Genomic DNA, 12,774 nt, shown 5'->3' on the forward strand with positions numbered 1-12,774 from the left:
TCCCTTTGTTTTATATTATAAAACGACGTTCTGTTAAAAAGACATCAAGATCCAGCCTCAACAAAACGTCTTTTTATAAAACAGTCCTGGTCCGTCTAGCCCCGGTATCCCAGTTCTCTGGAGATCGACCCCGTTTCTGACCGCAGCAATTGCGCGAGCCTTTGCAGTTCTGCTTCATCCACCTGGGAGACCATCGTGGATATGCTCATCGCCGCAATCACTTGGCCGCTGTAGTCGTAGATTGGCGAGGCGACGCAGCGCACACCCGGCTCATTCTCTTCACGGTCATAGGCGATTCCCTCCTGCCTGACCCGCGCAAGCTCCGTCAAAAACAGCCCAAGGCTGTCGATCGTATGCCCGGTCCGCTTCTCGAAGCGATAATCCATGAGCAGCCGGCTGCGTTCCTGCTCCGAACGGAAGGCAGCCAACACTTTGCCGACCGCGCTGCTGTGCAGGGATACTCTGCGGCCGATGCGGGAGTAGCGGATGGCAGCCTTGGCCCCTTCGACTTTGTCGATGTATATCCCTTCACTGCCTTCCAAAACAACGAGATGCGCCGTCTGTCCGGTGGCCGCCGACAACGCTTGCAGATGGGGTCTTGCAAGCCCGCGAATATCAATGCCTTGCAGCAGAAGCTGTCCCTTCTCGACAAGCTTCATGCCGAGCCTGTATTTGCCCGTTTGCTCATCTTGGTCAATATATCCATGTAATTGCAGCGTTTTCAAAAGGGAATGAACCGTACTCTTGTGCAGCTTCATACGCGAGCTGATTTCCGTAATTTTCAGTTCTTTCGTCTGTTCATCAAACAGCTCGATAATGTTTAAAGCCCGGTCCAATGCTTGGATGATTGGCATAGCGGTAAAGCTCCTCTTGCTTGTTTTATAATATAAAACCATATTTTGTAATATAGACACTTTCATCTTATCAGACGGTTCGGAATAAATCTATCCTGAATTTTTACACTGCTCCAGATTGACCGCTACGATGTAAGCCATTGGATAGCAAAACGCTAAGGCCGCCTCATTCCATTAAAAAAATCACCGACATCGTGCTGTCGGTGATTCCGTCATTGCGTTTGTTCAATCATCCGGTCGAACGCTTCACATGATTCTTTGAACAGACCTTCGATCTCGTCAAGAAGAGCGCCGCAGATGATCATGTCTTGCGCGCGGGCGTGCTGTTCGAAGCCGGCAAGCAGCTGGCCAAGTGCGCTCAATCCGACGCTGACGCTTGCGGATTTGATCGCATGGGCGATTTGCCCCATTTGGTTATAGTCGGCGGCTTCAACGGCTTCCTTGAGAAGACACAGCTTACCCGGCATGTCTTGGCGGTACATGCCGATCAGCTGCTTCAGCAATTCGCGGTCCTGTTCGTCCCATGGCAGCGCTACGATATCCTCGATTGTTTTCCGGTTGAGCATGCCGCTTTCGGCTTCATTTCCTTCTTCTCTTCCCGCTGCTGTAAAGTCGGATATGGCCAGCCACTTGTCCAATACTTCACGGAGCTTGTCCAGCAGAACCGGCTTTGTAATGTAATCGTCCATCCCCGCATCCAGACTAAGCTCCTTATCGCCTTTCATCGCATTGGCCGTGACGGAAATGATCGGCGTATACACGGCCATCCCCCGCTCCCGTTCCATTTCCCGTATCCGCCTGGTCGCGTCGAAGCCGTTAAGAACAGGCATCTGGTTATCCATCAGTATGATGTCTGGTTTCTCCTCTTTCCACAGCTTCAACGTTTCTTCTCCGTTCGCCGCCGTTATAACTTGTTCGTAACCCAGCTTCTGAAGCTGCAGAATGAGGATATTCCGGACAACTTCATTGTCTTCCGCCAGCAAAATGGTCGAAGAACGTTCCCTGCCTTCCGGCCTCCGCCGTTCTTGAATTCCTGTTGAAACCGGGTTAACGGTATGGAGCGGTTCCGTGGCAAAGTCCAGATCTATTTCAAACCAAAAGGTCGACCCGGCTCCTTCTTTGCTGATAACCCCGATCGAGCCGTCCATCATCGCCACCAGCCGTTTCGATATCGATAAGCCCAATCCCGTGGAATGAAATTGGTTCGTAAGCGAGTTGTCCACTTGAAAAAAGGGCATAAAAAGCTTCTCGCTGTTCTCGCGCGAGATGCCGATTCCGGTATCCTTCACTTCAAAACGGAGACGCTGTTTGTCTCCCCCGCCGCTGAGCTTAAATACCCGCAGGTCGATGTCACCCTTATAGGTAAACTTAACGGCGTTACCGATCAGGTTGATCAAAATTTGACCGAGCCGGGTTGGATCTCCGTAATATTCCTCTGCAAGCTGGGGATCGATATAGCAGGTCATCCTGGTTTGCTGCGTCTCGGCGCGGCTTCTCAGCATCCCCTTCGCATGATCGATCGTTTCCTGCAGCCGAAAGCGGACCCGGCTCAGCTTCATTTCCTCGGCTTCGATTTTTGACAGATCGAGAATATCGTTAATGACATTTAGCAGAAGATGGCCGGAATCCATGATGATACCTAACGATTTACGCTGAGTATCGCTCAAGCCCGAATGAGCCAGCAGCTCCGCAGTGGCGATAATTCCATGCATCGGAGTCCGGATTTCATGGCTCATCGTGGCCAGGAACATGCTCTTGGTCCGATCCGCGCTTTCCGCTTTCTCCTTGGCCAGCTTAAGGTCGATATTGGTTTTCGCCAGTTGGCGCTGCAAAGAAACAAGCTCGTTATTGAGCGAAGAGAATTCATCATACGTTTTGAGCTCCTGCTCCAGCTTCAGCACCATCTCCTGAGACAGCTTCTTGATCGTCTCCCGCAGTGAAACCATTTGCTGGTTATTGATTTTCATCATTTCATCATAAAAATAGGCGTGTCCGAAACTGTAATCCGAAGCAACGATTAACGCATTGTTCTCAAACAGTCCTCCGTTAAAATAGAACGTTTTCATGACGTCGCCTGTACGCAAATTGATTTCCCAATTGAAGATCGCCTGTTTTTCATACAGTTCTGTAAGGAAATCTCGGAATTTCATTGCATTCAATTCGTCCAGCACAGCATAGACGCCCGTCCGGCCCTGCACACCGTCCGCAAAACGAATATCATCCCGAATGATGCGGATAATCCCGCCTGCACTGTCGCATAAGAGTGATAGGACGCTGTCCGTGCGCACATTCAATCCGGGATCCCTCCTATAGATTATAAATTTTCGGATATTGTACGATTGCCGAGCAAGATATAAGCTGTTTCGATCGCTGTTTTCGCATCCGGAGCATATCCGTCTGCGCCTACGGTCTCCCACAATTTCTGATCGATATTGAAGGGCATCCCCCCCACGAGTATGCGGACGCGCGCTCCCGCCTTGCTGCTGCGGATCTCTTCAATCATCTTGGCAACCAGATGTACATGGTAGGTCATCGTCACTGAAATGGCCAGAATATCGGCTTCCAGTTCATTAATTGTCCTTATAATGGAGGCGGATGGGACATTGGCGCCAATATAATAAGTATCCCAGCCGTTCATCTCAAAAATATCGGATACCATGCGCAATCCGATCTCGTGCAGCTCTTCGCCGATGCAAGCGGCAACCAGCTTATGCCCTTTGCTCGCTGTGGTGAAAATATAAGGATACAGCTGGGACATGATCATTTGGGTCGCTGCCGTGAAATAATGCTCCTGGGCGACGGATATTTTATTCGCTTGCCAAAGCCGGCCGATCTCGTATTGAGCCTGCTGAAAGATCTGCAAATAAATACTTTCGACCGGCACCCCGTTCCTGACAAGCTCCATGATCAGCCCCGATGCGCCGTACCTGTCGCCCTTGAGCACAAGCTCCGTATACACCTGCGCTTCTTCTTTCAGCTCGCTCTGCTCCAGAAAGGACGGTACCGGTTCGACGGGTTCCTTGACCTGTGCGATGGCCTGGTCCATATAAGGCTTAACCATTTCGAAAATTTCCGTTGGCAATCGCTCCTGCATAACCTGAATGATGCACTCCAGGTTCACCTGCAGGTCCTTCGTCGTTACCCGGTAGCCGGCAAGCAGCACCTTCAGCCAGGTCATATAGCTGGCAAATAACAGCGGACTCTGTATTTGAACGCTTTGAGCCAGGTAGCGCAGGTTATATCTTGTGTCCTGCTTTGTCTTCTCGAGGCCGCGCGGACCAAATCGCTCATGCAAATCAGGCTGCAATTGATATTGAATTTCCGTTACCCGTTCAGTCATTTCATCGATGCGGCTCAGCAAGGCGTTGCCAACATCGGGTAAATCCTGCTTGATAGGCACTGATTAACGCCTCCTTCCTCAGTCGGCCCGGACGTGATAGCGTCTTACTACAGGCTTGATACTGGCCAACTCCTGATCGGGATATTTCTTCTCCAGCTCATGAATGCGCTTAAAATCTTCACTTGTCACCCACGCGACATAATGCTCCTTGCTCTCCCAGGTCATGTGAACGATCAGCTCTTCCGGCTTCGGCTCGTTCTGCAGCAGCTGAAACGACAAAAATCCAGGCTGCTTATCTACGGATCTTGAGCGGTTCCTGTACAGCCCGATGACCTCTTCCACTTTTTCCAATGGGACTTCAACCACAGACTGAACGATATAGATCATTTGTACCTCCCCCGAAATTACCGTCCTCACGGTTATATTTAGAAATAACCAAATGATAATACTATTCCATAAATCTGACATTTGCACGAAGTAATCTCATCTTCATTCTGCCATTTAAAAATAAAATCAACTTAATCATACCATTAATTCATACGATGAAACATAATTTATACCAATAAAATGAAAAAAATTGCAAAAAAATGTCGCATTCTGGCTGAATATGTCCAGCCGAATTAAGAGGCATGCCTATAAAAAAATATGAGATCTTATTGCCGAACAATTGAAGCGGCGCTTGGATTTCTGCCGTATTAACGGGGGATTTGGGAAACAAGGAGAAACGACAAAAAAAACCTTGCTTTCGCAAGGTCGATTGTTTATTTGCTCCAGTATTCATGATGCGGCCCGGATCGGTTCCCCGAATGTATCAAACTCTCCGATATGAAGCACATTGCCTTCAGGGTCGTAGAGCGTTCCCTCTATAAAACGGTCGTCCAGGTAGATTCCCTCAATCATGACGCTGCCGTCAGCGTAAAACCATGTCGCCTCTCCGTTCATCCTCCCTTCCCTGATTTGGACGATCAGGACCTCGCCTTCTGAGTTAAAGCGCACTTCAGTGCCTTCCCAATGGGAAGCCGTGCGGTGATAAGTACCTTGATATCGGATTGCTCCGCCGGGATAATATTCTACTCCCTCTACCATGTTGCCATTCTCCATGATTCCTTCAAAAAATACTTCATCCGTAAAGAGATAATATCTCTGGCCCTTCCCATGCATCTTATCGTTCTTCCATTCCCCTATATATTGGACTCTCCCATTGTCGTGATAGAGCGTTCCATACCCTTCCCGTAGTCCGTTAACAAGGTCTCCATGGTATTTCACGGTTCCATCTTCGAAATACAGCGTATCGTCCGTATCTTTGGGACGAATGAACACGATTCTTTTCTTCCCGTTCCAGGTTACGATGCGGTCCGCCGCTTCTCCGATCAGCCGAAGCGGAACATACGTCGTGCCGCCTCGAATGATCGGCGCCTGCGCGGTTTTGACCGCTTTTCCGTTCACCATGATTTCCTTCCGGTCGATGGTCAGCTTGATTTCCGTATTATCTTTCGTGCCGGTTATCGTGCGGGTTTTGCCGTCCCACTTGATCCGGAATCCCATCTTCTCGAAAATGGTACGGAATTCCACGTATGTACTGCCTTTAATGATCATTGGCGGCACGCGCTGCTCGATTTCATCGCCGTCCATAATAATCTGAATCGGTTCCACATCCCGGACGGCGCGGGCGGCCGGAGGCTGGAAGGACCGCAGAACGACAAATCCGTCTTTGCTCAAATAAACAAGCTTATCTCCGGAAAATCCGATGACACGATGGTAATTCACATCAATCGGCATCTCGAATGTGTCCTTATAAAGCAGATCAACAACGGTGATATGCGTCCGATCCTGCTCTCCCCTTTCCACCCATGCGCCATAGCTCTGCCCGGCGAACATTTTGAACGCGGGGAGCCCATTCTTGACAAGGGCGGTTCCATACTCTTCAGGCTGGGAAGCATTCAGCCATTTATATTGACTGACAGAGTTAGGATATTTCGTTTCGGCCACAATTTGTTTGCCATTGGTAGCGAAAAGCCCGATTGTACTTGAACTTACCCCGGCCATCTCCTGCTTTATTCCGGTCTTAGGGACATAGGCGATTAATTTGTATAGCCCTTCCAGATAGAAAAGCACATTATTTTTCAGCTGCGGGTCCGTCCCCTCGCCGACCGCTTCCGCCGCTCCGGTCGTCAAATCAAGCAAATGGACAACCCGAGTGCCCCTCTCTTCCCAGGCGATGTAGTTGCCGTCAACAGTGGGCTTCTGGTAACTTTTTTCGTTGCTGGAGGCCAGCTTCTTCATTTCTTTGGTCGTTAAATTATAGCTCCATACTTCACTGCCTGCCCCTAGATAGGACTGTGTCCAGACAACCAAAGTACCCTGAGTAGTCTGCGCGGCGACAGGTTCGCCTTTATTGGATTTGTCGTTGGTCAATTGAAGAACTTCCCCGTTTTGCAGGTTCAACGCAAATATATTTTGGGCGTAATCTTCATGCAGTACCCATATGATATAGCCGCCCCCGACATTTACATACTCATATTCTGTAAAATCCATCGGCTCGACTTTCATCTTTGTTACCTGGTCGGTATACGCGTATTCGTTGCCGTCTGCCCCGTGAACGAACCTCCCCTTGTCCCCTAAACCAAACAGTGTAAAAATCATAACAGCAGCAAGCAGACTCCAAAGCATTCGTTTCATTCCAATTCCATCCTTCCCTCTCCCATAGTCAGTAAAGCTGGATGATGCGTAACGTTTCTCCCTCCTTAGGCAGAAATGAACGGCCCGCTATCGCTTCCGGAAGCGTCTCTGACAGGTCATGGCTATGTATGTATACCTATCTGCTGTCTGATTCATCATGACTTACGCCTTATCTTACCGGCAAATGTTCAGGCCAAATGTCCTATCATTTCTATATATCGGTCATTCCAGCGATTTTGTTAATAATTGGCTAACCATTTCCAACGCTTGATAGCTAACGGAATAAGGAACCGGAAATCTCCCTGACTCTATTGTCGAATTGGAAAATACGCCAAATGGGAATATTGAAAATCTCTACGGCGTTATTCAGCGTTATGGCTGATACTCAAAAATATTCTCCTGAGTAACAAGCTCGAACGGGACGATGTTCATATGGTTAACCGGTTCTGAATTTGCAGCTCTGACGGCAATCTCTACGGCAAGGCTTCCCTGGCCCTGCGCGTCCTGAAAGACCGTGGCCGCCAGCTTCCCTTCCTCAATAGATTTCAACGCATCCGGGATCGCATCGACGCCGACTACAACGACATCGTCCTGCCTGTTCGCCGCCTCAATCGCCTTGTACGCCCCTAACGCCATTTCATCGTTTTGGGCGATGACCGCATCAATCCGAGGATATGTTTGCAGCCAGCCTTCCATCAATGAGAAAGCTTGCATCAGACTAAAGTTGGCGGTTTGCTCCGCAATAATTTTGATGTCGGGCGTTTGGGACAGCACCTGCTTAATCCCTTCGGTACGATTCATCTGTGCCGAATCGCCATTAGGCCCGTGAATGATAACCACAGCGCCATTACCACCCAATGCATTCACTATAAATTCGGTTTCCATCCGGCCTGCTATGACATCGTTTGAACCGACATAGGCCGTCGCTTTATCCAGATTGGATACCTCAGCGGTGAGAACAATGATCGGAATGCCCGCATCAACCGCAAAATCGATGGCAGGAGCCACGCCCTTTCGATCCGTTGGATTCACGATAATGGCATCCACCCCATCCGCAATAAACCGTTCCACCTGCGTAATTTGATTATCCGCTCTCCCCTGCCCGTCCGCCTCAGCCAGTTCAACGTTTATCTCCTGTGCCTTAGCGCGGATCGCATGCTGAAGGGCAGCGATATATTCATTTTGCAATTTGGAGTAGGTGACGCCCAGCAGCACCTTTTTGTCGGCCATACCTTCTTCATGCCGGACAGCTGAATCCGCCGGATCGCGTCCAATGCCGCTGCTGCCGCATGCCGTGAGCTGAACCATTAAGAGTGCCGCAAGAACAACTGTTTTCCATTTTTTCATCGTTTGTTTCTCCGCTTTATCATGCATTCTCCTTAAACTCTTTAATCGTACGGCCGGTATATTTCTTAAACACGTTTGAAAAATAGATCGGATCGTTAAAACCGACAAGCAAAGCCACATTGACCGCTTTCATGTCTTTTTCCGCCAGCAGCTCCTTCGCCTTCTCGATGCGAATTTGAATGAGGTATTTTTTGAATGAGCAGCCCGTTTCCTGCTTGAACAATTCGCTGAAATAGGTCCGGTTCATATGGTATTTCAGAGCCATACTTTCCAGTGTCAAGCTTTCGTAAAAACAGCGATCCATATATTCGCGGGCTTGTTGGATGACATTTTTAGTTTCATAGTTTGATGTATTACACACCTCGGCTATGTCGTCTAAAAGCTGAATGAGGCCGTATTTCATATCATCCTTTAATTCAAAGGAGTCGATCCACTCATGAAACCGCGGAAGGCTGTATTCTGATTGGCCTCGCACTGACAGCTGCATTTTGGGAAGATTCATCTCCACCGCGCGGTAAATCTGTGCAGCCAACTCCCTGTATTTCGCACGCTCTTCTCCATACTGCTTGCCAGCCTCGGCAAAAAGCTCTTGAATCTGTGTCACAATGGCTTTTCTGTCATTTTGCTTTATATTATCCATCAGTAAACCGCTCTTTTCTGCATTCCACAAATGCAGCAACCCGGCATCACCGAAATCAATATCATCATAGAAGGCAATCCTGGATATCTCCTTGTCCTGCCACAGGTAGGATGTCTCCAGATAGTATGGATGGGTCGACATGATCGAATCAAAGGGTCTGCTGATCGACACATTGATTTTTGTCTTGTTATAGGTCTCTATATTATCCGTTACTTTCTGATAGATGCCTGCCAGCACTTCGCGAATCTCTGAGGGATCGTCAAATCCATGGATACAGATGTATTCGTTCTCTCTGAACTCACTCTTGAAGCCGACAAAGTGAATCGTATGCGGGATCGTCTCCGCCATCACATTCTCGATCGCAAAAAAGACGAGCGCCGTATTTTTGCCGTAAAAGGATTTCACAGCTTCGTAATCAATGACATTAATAATCGCCAGCGCATAATGCCCAAAACGAAGATTGATGTCCATCAGCTCGATTTTTTCGAGTAGATTGTGCGTATCCATCTGGCTGCCCTGCAGCATCGTGTTAAGCAGATTGCGTTTTAACAGAGGAACGCTTTGATTAAGCAATATATGCTGCTCAATCTTCTCCTTTCTGTTCTTCATGCGAATCCCCAGTTCGTCCACAACTTTCTGCAGCGCTTTCTCCAGCTCCTCTTTGATAATCGGCTTTAGCAAATAATCCGACGCTCCGCACACGATCGCTTTCTTCGCATACTCGAAGTCGGAGTAGCCGCTTAACACGATGATCTTGATCAAGGGAAACTCTTTGTTCAAAATCTCCAGGAAAGCCATTCCTCCCATGCCCGGCATGCGCATGTCCAATAAAATGATATCCGGAGGATGGACCTTGATCGCTTCATAGGCCTCCTCCGCATTCTGCGCTTGGCCCATCAGGCGAATATTGAGCTCATCCCACTTAATTTTGCCGATCAAGCTGCGTCTGACCCCGATTTCATCCTCCACAATAAACACGTTAAATGTATCTTTATGAGGGTCCATGCTGTTCTCCCCATTTCATTTGTAGTCAATCCCAGGAATGTTAATAATGACTGTCGTTCCCTCATGCTCCTCACTGACGATGTCGAATATTAACTCCTCTCCAAACACAATCCTTAACCGGTTAAATACATTCTTCAATCCCAGATTGCTTGAAGCGCTCATGTCAAAATAAGAATGCCCGGACATCCGCTTGTATCGCTCGAAATCGGATAATTTATCGGCGCTGAATCCTGCGCCGTTGTCGGCAATCCGTATTTCCACCCTCTCGCCGTTCCTATTGGCGGATATGCGAATGAAGCCTTTTCCCAGCTTTTTTTCAACGCCATGCTTGATGGAGTTTTCAAGTAACGGCTGCAGCACCATTTTTGCAATTTTACAATGAAGGATGGTGTCATCGATATCCCACTGTACATCCAATTGATCCTCAAACCTGCTTTTTAAAATTAAAACGAAGTTACGGCTGTTCTCCAATTCGTCTGCCAGCGCAACCTGATCTCTGGACAAATCAATGTTGTATCTCAACATTTTGCTCAATGACTGGGTAATCTCTGAAATTTGTTCCACGCCTTCATAATCGGCAATACCGTTTATCACTTCAAGCGTGTTATATAAAAAATGAGGGTTAATTTGCATTAATAGAGCTTTAAGCTCCGCATCTTTTTTGTGAAGCTCTGTTTCATATTGGATTTTTATTAACTGATTGATTCTCGTAACCATGGAATGGAAACTGTTATTTAATTGATGGATTTCCCGGTTTGTATTGCCCATTTTCTCACGGCCGATATTAAAATTGCCGCTCTCCACTCTGGTCATTAGGCTATTCAGCCGCTGGATCGGCCTTGTCATATAGATCGACAAATAATAAGAAAGAAGGAATACCAGAATTAGTGAGAGAATGCTGACGGCCAGCGTGATATCCCGCAGGCTTTGCAATCCTTCAGTGAGCTCGGACATGGGCACGGAGCCCACGACTGCGAGCCCGCTGTTCATGAGCGTATTATAGGAAAAAATAATATCCTTGCCATTCATCTCGGCTACAAAGGAATCCGCGCGTATCGTTTCCAGACGGGAGCGGATACTGTCATCGACCGGTTTGCCGATGCGTGCATGATTGGAATGATAAAGATAAGTATCGTTGTTCCGTACAATTTGCATAATTCCACCGCTGCGGTACTCGATCTCTCTGAAATAGGAGGCAAATGAGGAAAGAGATTTATCATAGCTGATATACCCGAGCCTCTCGCCGCTCACCGGGTGGATGATTGCCCGGGACGCCGTAAAGCTGTAGATGCCATTCACCTCAAACGTATGCATATCAAAGATAAGGTCATCGCCGTCATTGTCTTTCATTAGCTGCTGCCATGTAAGCTCCTCCGGAGAATTATACTTGTGATTATATGTGTCCGCGTTTCTGGCATAGCTTATCAATTGCCCATCATCCGAGAAGATGCGTATACTGATATACTCTTCATCGTTATCGAGAAGATCCTTCATATAAGTAGATAGGTAAGCTAGATTTACAGGATCGGATAAGTCGGCGTGGATGCTGCTTGTTCCATCAGCGGCGGCGTTTTTGATAATTAATGCGGTGAATATATCGGATTGGTCATAGATTTCCTTCAGATACGAATTGACGTTCCGGTTAATACTTTGAAGGAGCAGGTCATTATTTTGCATCGCTTCGCGGGTTATTAAGTCAGCTGCTACCCGATAGGATAAACTGCCGACAATAATGAGGGGCACCAAGTTAATTAACAAATAGGTTAATAACAATTGATACTGCATGCTTCTCATGTTGAAAATCCTGTTCACCAGCTTGCGCATCATGCGTGGTTCCCCCATTCTACTTCAAAACGTATACAATATAAAATATACGCCAAGATGACAGTCTCTGAACGCAGTCGGAGGCTGTCACCTTTGGCGTAACATCAATGCAGTTTATTGAAAATCAGCAAGATTTTCTTTCGTTACGAGCTGGAACGGAATGAAGTTCATATGCTCTACCGTCTCACCATTTGCCGATTTCACGGCAATTTCAAGCGCCGTGCTTCCTTGGCCTCGCGCATCCTGGAATACCGTTGCCGCCAGTTTGTCTTCGCCGACGGATTTCAGCGCATCCGGGATTGCATCGATTCCAACTACCATGATTTCATCCTGTTTTCCCGCAGCTTCAATTGCATTGTAAGCGCCAAGCGCCATTTCGTCATTTTGGGCAATGACCGCATCGATGTCCGGGTACGTTTGCAGCCAGTTTTCCATCAAAGACAAGGCTTGTGCACGATCCCAATTTGCGGTTTGTTCAGCCAGTACTTGTACGTCGGGATTTAGGGATAATACCTGCTTGATCCCTTCCGAACGGTTTATTTGAGCCGAATTGCCATTCGGTCCATGCATAATGACTACATTTCCCGTTCCGCCCAGCTTTTCCAGAACGAATTCGGTTTCCATCTTGCCCGCGATGACATCATCCGAACCGACGAAGGCTGTTGCCTTATCGAGATTCGCTACCTCAGCGGTTAGAATAATAACCGGAATGTTCGCATTAACCGCCAGATCTATGGCAGGCGCTACACCGTTTCGATCCGTGGGACTGACGATGATGGCATCTACTTTTTGCGTAATGTAGTTCTCGACTTGCGTAATTTGATTCTCCGCTTTACCTTGTCCGTCGTTCTCAATCAATTCAACGCCGAGTTCTGCCGCCTTATCGCGGATAGCGTTTTGCGTGGCGATGATATATTCATTTTGCAGGTTGGAGTAAGTGACGCCTACTTTCATGGCTTTGGTCGCTTCTTCTCCTGCGCCCGCCGTTGTTGCCGCCGGCTCATTGCCGCCGCTGCCGCATGCCGCCAATACAAATGTCAGCAGTGTTACAAACACTAAAATGTTCATTTTTTTCATTGAAATTC

General features: G+C 47.9%; 9 protein-coding genes. All 9 read right to left on the bottom strand.

Annotated features, from left to right (window positions below; all coding sequences use genetic code 11):
• Positions 1–95: 95 nt before the first annotated feature.
• The 9 genes from IEW11_RS22180 to IEW11_RS22220 all read right to left on the bottom strand — a co-directional run bounded on the left by IEW11_RS22180 (position 96) and on the right by IEW11_RS22220 (position 12,766).
• Positions 96–854 carry an IclR family transcriptional regulator gene (locus IEW11_RS22180; RefSeq protein ID WP_188533275.1) on the bottom strand — a complete coding sequence of 253 codons (759 nt, stop codon included), beginning with the start codon at positions 852–854 and terminating at the stop codon, positions 96–98.
• Between the two features lie 212 nt (positions 855–1,066).
• Positions 1,067–3,142, bottom strand: coding sequence for an ATP-binding protein (locus IEW11_RS22185; protein WP_229725588.1), 2,076 nt, complete (start codon positions 3,140–3,142; stop codon positions 1,067–1,069).
• A gap of 26 nt (positions 3,143–3,168) precedes the next feature.
• The gene (locus tag IEW11_RS22190) at positions 3,169–4,254 is read right to left on the bottom strand and encodes a cobalamin-dependent protein (protein ID WP_229725570.1); all 1,086 of its coding nucleotides are present in this window, start codon (positions 4,252–4,254) and stop codon (positions 3,169–3,171) included.
• 18 nt (positions 4,255–4,272) lie between these two features.
• On the bottom strand, positions 4,273–4,578 hold the full coding sequence (locus IEW11_RS22195) for an antibiotic biosynthesis monooxygenase family protein (RefSeq protein WP_188533356.1): 306 nt from the start codon (positions 4,576–4,578) through the stop codon (positions 4,273–4,275).
• 393 nt (positions 4,579–4,971) lie between these two features.
• Complete coding sequence (locus tag IEW11_RS22200) at positions 4,972–6,873, bottom strand: stalk domain-containing protein (protein ID WP_188533277.1); 1,902 nt, start codon at positions 6,871–6,873, stop codon at positions 4,972–4,974.
• A 372-nt stretch (positions 6,874–7,245) separates the two neighbouring features.
• A complete protein-coding gene (locus IEW11_RS22205; protein ID WP_188533278.1) occupies positions 7,246–8,220 on the bottom strand; it encodes a substrate-binding domain-containing protein in 975 nt (324 codons plus the stop codon).
• Between the two features lie 19 nt (positions 8,221–8,239).
• A complete protein-coding gene (locus tag IEW11_RS22210; protein ID WP_188533279.1) occupies positions 8,240–9,865 on the bottom strand; it encodes a response regulator transcription factor in 1,626 nt (541 codons plus the stop codon).
• A 15-nt stretch (positions 9,866–9,880) separates the two neighbouring features.
• Positions 9,881–11,692 carry a sensor histidine kinase gene (locus IEW11_RS22215; protein WP_188533280.1) on the bottom strand — a complete coding sequence of 604 codons (1,812 nt, stop codon included), beginning with the start codon at positions 11,690–11,692 and terminating at the stop codon, positions 9,881–9,883.
• A gap of 111 nt (positions 11,693–11,803) precedes the next feature.
• Positions 11,804–12,766, bottom strand: a complete 963-nt coding sequence (locus IEW11_RS22220; RefSeq protein ID WP_188533281.1) for a substrate-binding domain-containing protein — start codon at positions 12,764–12,766, stop codon at positions 11,804–11,806.
• Positions 12,767–12,774: the final 8 nt, after the last annotated feature.

Source organism: Paenibacillus abyssi, assembly GCF_014640295.1.
Lineage (GTDB): Bacteria > Bacillota > Bacilli > Paenibacillales > Paenibacillaceae > Paenibacillus_D > Paenibacillus_D abyssi.

Excerpts from the sequence above, each read along its gene's own strand:
- IEW11_RS22180 (WP_188533275.1), bottom strand. The coding sequence starts at position 854 with ATGCCAATCATCCAAGCATTGGACCGGGCTTTAAACATTATCGAGCTG.
- IEW11_RS22200 (WP_188533277.1), bottom strand. The coding sequence starts at position 6,873 with ATGAAACGAATGCTTTGGAGTCTGCTTGCTGCTGTTATGATTTTTACA.
- IEW11_RS22205 (WP_188533278.1), bottom strand. The coding sequence starts at position 8,220 with ATGAAAAAATGGAAAACAGTTGTTCTTGCGGCACTCTTAATGGTTCAG.
- IEW11_RS22210 (WP_188533279.1), bottom strand. The coding sequence starts at position 9,865 with ATGGACCCTCATAAAGATACATTTAACGTGTTTATTGTGGAGGATGAA.
- IEW11_RS22215 (WP_188533280.1), bottom strand. The coding sequence starts at position 11,692 with ATGATGCGCAAGCTGGTGAACAGGATTTTCAACATGAGAAGCATGCAG.
- IEW11_RS22220 (WP_188533281.1), bottom strand. The coding sequence starts at position 12,766 with ATGAAAAAAATGAACATTTTAGTGTTTGTAACACTGCTGACATTTGTA.